Below are 2,794 nucleotides of genomic sequence, written 5' to 3' on the forward strand. Positions count from 1 at the left end.
GGCGAGTTGGCGGGCGGCGCGTCCGGAATCCTGTCCACGGCCCAGCAGTTCGGTGGGGCGCTCGGGGTCGCCGTCATCGGCAACGCGCTCTTCTCCCACGCCGCCAGCGGCCTCACCGACGCGATCGTCCACGCGGGGCCGTGGGCCAGCGGCGCGTATCTGCTGTTCGCGGTGCTGTTCCTGGCGGCGACCTGGGCGGTGCTGGTGCGCAGGTGCCGTCAGGGGGTGCAGGCCGCCCGCTCCGGCCGCTGAGCCGGCCCCACCCCGACAGCCCCTCAGTTCAGCATCCTGCCCGGTCGGGGAGGCCGGCCACCGTCGGTACGCGGTCGCGGTAGGTGTCCGCGACGAACTCCAGAAACGTTTCCACGTCCCTGGGCTGCGAGGAGACACCCACCGAGACCCGTACGGCGCCCGCGGACGGCAGCCCCAGCACGTCGAGGTAATCCTCCAGTGAGCGCATCGGTCTGCGGGCCGCCGAGCGCAGGCCGCGCAGGGGCAGGGCGAACGCGGCCTCCCCGGCGCCCGGGTTGCAGAAGCAGCCGAAGCGGAGCGATATGCGGCGCTCGGCGCTGTCCCGGGCGACGACCCGCTCGTCGATCACCCGGCCGTCCGCGCCGAGGAGGTTGAGGGCGACGGTGCCGCCGCGTGCGGGTCCGCTGTCGGTGGGGCCGTAGACCCGTGCCATCGGGGAGCCGTCGCTGTGCCGTAACTTCGCGACTCCCGTGAGGAGTTGGCCGGTGAGCCGGGCGACGTGGTCGTGCACCCGGTCCATGCCGATGGCGTCGATCCACTCCAGGCCGGCCGTGATGTCCGGTATGGAGAGGAAGTTGACGGTGCCGTCCTCGAAGGCCGCCTCGCCGTCCGCGAGGACGTGCCACTGCGCCTGGGCGCTCGCGGCGTAGATGGTGCCGCCGGAGAACCAGGGCCTGCGCAGCCGGGCGAGGGCCTCGCGGCGGACGATCAGGCTGCCTATGCCGGTGGGGTAGCCGAACACCTTGTACCAGCTGACCACGGTGAAGTCCGGGTGGAAGCGGGACAGGTCGAGGGGGTTGGCGGGGACGAACGCGGCGGCGTCCAGCAGGACGTCGTAGCCGTGCTCCTGCGCGGTGGCGATCCACTCCAGGGAGTGCCGTACGCCGGTGAAGTTGCTCTGTGCGGGATAGGCGAGGAGTCCGCGGCGGCGGCTGCGGGCCGTGAGCGCGGTGCGCAGCCGCTCCTCGTCGACGGCCAACTCCCGGCCGTGGACCGGGATGTACTCGGTGCTGGCGCCGGCGGCGCGGGCGTACTCCCGCAGTCCGTTCACCGAGTTGTGGTTGTCGAGCAGCATCACCAGCCGGCTGCCCGGTGCGAACGGGTACGACTCGCCGACCAGGCGCAGCGCGGCCGTCGCGTTGGCGGTGAACACCACCGTGTATTCGGCCGGGTCGGCGGCGAAGTGCCGCAGCACCGCGGCGCGGGCCTCGGCCAGCAGGCCGCCGGAGGCGCGTGAAGCGGGGCTCTCCGAGTGCGGGTTGCCGAAGACGCCCCCGGTGATCCGTGCGGCGCTGGCCCGGACCAGTGAGCTGGGGGCGAGTCCCGCGCCCATGCAGTCGAGATAGGTGTGTCCTTCGGCGTCCAGATAGCCGAAATCGTGTGCCCTCAACTCGTCGAGATCCACCGTGCTCACGTCCTCGTACACCCCGCTTTGTCAGGTCGGTCCCACTCAACCAGCAAACTCCGTAAGGGCACTTCCCGGTTCCCCTCACCAATCGCTCACACCTGGGCTACATTCGAGCACCGTCGATAACAGTAATGATCGGCAGAGTCACGCCCCGTACAACCCAGGAGCAGCGCATGCGCGACTTCGCCGTCGCTCCACCCCCCACCTCTCCCCGGACCACCCTGACCGGCGGCCTCGCCGACAGCGTCTTCGAGACCGCGGTCGTCAACCCCACCCTTCCGCTGATCGCACGCCGGCCCGACTCTTCCTCCACGGTGTGGGAGGAGGTGACGGCGGTCGAGCTGCGGGACGAAGTCGTCGACGTGGCCAAGGGGTTGATCGCCTCCGGTATCTCGCCGGGCAGCCGGGTCGCGATCATGGCCCGCACCCGCTACGAGTGGACGGTGTTCAGCCACGCCCTGTGGGCCGTGGGCGCCGAGGTGGTTCCGGTCCATCCGACGTCCTCGCGCGAGCAGGTCGAGTGGATACTCCGGGACGCCAACTGTGTGGCCGTGGTCGTGGAGGACGAACAGGGCATCATGACGGTCGGCACGGTGTGTGCCGCGCTGCCGCTGCTGCGGCACGTCTGGCAGCTGGACTCCGGGGCGCTGCCCCAACTCGTCGAGCGGGGCACGTACATCCCGCAGACCACGGTGGACTCGCTGCGCCGGATCGTGATGCCGGACTCGACCGCGGTCGTCGCCTACACCTCGGGCACCTCGGGCCGCCCCATGGGCTGCGCGCTGAGCCATCGCAGCCTGGCCAGCCCCTGCGACACCCTGCTCTCGGGCTGGCCGAACACGGCGGCCCCCCAGGGCGAACAGCCGACCGTGCTGGCCTTCCTGCCGTTCTCCCATGTGTACGGCCTGATGATCCAGGGCCTGTGCATGCGCGGCGGCTGGCTAATGGCCCACGAGCCGGAGATGACCGAGGCCGCGCTGGTGTCGGGGCTGCGCTCCTTCCGGCCCACCTACCTCTACGCCGTGCCGTCGGTCTTCGAGAAGATCTACAAGACCTTTCTGCGGACGGCCCAACAGCTGGGCCGCGGCGCGCTGTTCGAGCGGGCCGCCGCGACCGCGCGGGAGTTCGCGGCGG

At 71.2% G+C, this 2,794-nt stretch carries 2 protein-coding genes and 1 pseudogene; 2 read left to right on the forward strand and 1 reads right to left on the reverse strand.

Annotation, left to right across the window (positions count from 1 at the left end; translation table 11 throughout):
* A pseudogene (locus R6V09_RS50215) lies at window positions 1–252 on the forward strand (hypothetical protein); the annotation flags it as partial.
* Between the two features lie 28 nt (window positions 253–280).
* On the opposite strand, the gene R6V09_RS50220 reads toward R6V09_RS50215, so the two are convergent.
* Window positions 281–1,666 carry an aminotransferase class V-fold PLP-dependent enzyme gene (locus tag R6V09_RS50220; RefSeq protein ID WP_317888101.1) on the reverse strand — a complete coding sequence of 462 codons (1,386 nt, stop codon included), beginning with the start codon at window positions 1,664–1,666 and terminating at the stop codon, window positions 281–283.
* A gap of 167 nt (window positions 1,667–1,833) precedes the next feature.
* Between R6V09_RS50220 and R6V09_RS50225 the strand changes: the two genes are divergently transcribed.
* On the forward strand, window positions 1,834–2,794 hold a 961-nt coding region (locus R6V09_RS50225), incomplete at its 3' end, for an AMP-binding protein (RefSeq protein WP_317888102.1).

Origin of the sequence: Streptomyces sp. W16 (assembly GCF_033194735.1) — a bacterium.
GTDB lineage: Bacteria > Actinomycetota > Actinomycetes > Streptomycetales > Streptomycetaceae > Streptomyces.